Raw genomic sequence first — 1,016 nt, 5'->3', positions numbered from 1 at the left:
GCCAAGGCATTTGCGTGGCGTGGAATTCAGCCTGTTGCAGATTTCCGTGAGATCACCGTCGCTGATCGACAGTGGATCAACTTCTCTCGACAGCCATTTCCTGGCCCGTCTGTTGGTGTTCTCGACTGTGCCTTTCTGCCAGGGCGACTGCGGATCGCAAAACCATGTTTGCGTTCCGATGCCGGCCTGCAGGTAAGGCCAGTCAGTGAACTCGGTGCCACGATCGAAGGTGATGGAGCGGCGGGCAAAATGGGGCAGGGACTGCAATGCCTGGATCAGACCATCCATGACAGGTTTCGACTGCCGGTCGTTGTTGCGTAGAAACACGGCAAACCGGCTGACGCGTTCGACCAGAGACGTCACATTGGCTTTTCCGAATTTCTTGCGAAACTGGATGAGGTCACATTCCCAATGCCCAAACTGTTTACGTGCCGCCACGACATCCGGGCGGTGCAGGATATTGACATCCGCGCTGAACCTGCGGCCATGACGCCGTCTGGCATGCCTCGGCCGCCGCCGGGCACGGTGTTCCGGCAGGTGCCGCCAAAGCTTGATCGCATGGCCGTCCGGCGAATAGGCAAACTTGTAGATCGTCTCGTGGCTCACACAAATGGCATGCTGCTCCAGTTGCAGCCGACCGGCTATCTGTTGCGGCGACCAGCCATGCACGATGCGCTCGATCACGGATTGGCGCAGATGCGCGAACCGTGCCAGTTTGCGGAGCTTGGCACGTCGTTCAAGCGCCTTGTCGTTTGCCGTCACACAGTAATACCCGTTAAGTTCGGGCATTTGCACGTCGGTGAAGGTATTGCGTCTAAGCTCACGGAAAATCGTCGAGCGATGACGCCCGAGTTTCTCAGCAATGATGTCGACCTTGACGCCTGCATCTCGCCAGCGAGCGATCTTGCGGCGTTCATCCATGTCAATCTGGGAGTAGGTGCGTTCCACGGGCGGTTCCTTGCATTGGATAAACCATTGTTATCTATTGCAAGTCGCACTTCATCCTTGAACCCACC

The 1,016-nt window shown here is 57.2% G+C and carries 1 protein-coding gene; it reads right to left on the bottom strand.

Going from position 1 to position 1,016, the window contains the following annotated elements; all coding sequences use genetic code 11:
• A partial coding sequence (locus FHW16_RS28725; protein ID WP_348643944.1) for an IS30 family transposase occupies nt 1-948 on the bottom strand: 948 nt, incomplete at its 3' end.
• Nucleotides 949-1,016 lie beyond the last annotated feature (68 nt).

This window comes from Phyllobacterium myrsinacearum, assembly GCF_014138285.1.
Classification (GTDB): Bacteria; Pseudomonadota; Alphaproteobacteria; order Rhizobiales; family Rhizobiaceae; genus Phyllobacterium; species Phyllobacterium myrsinacearum_A.
This window is presented reverse-complemented; position numbering and strand designations above follow the sequence as displayed.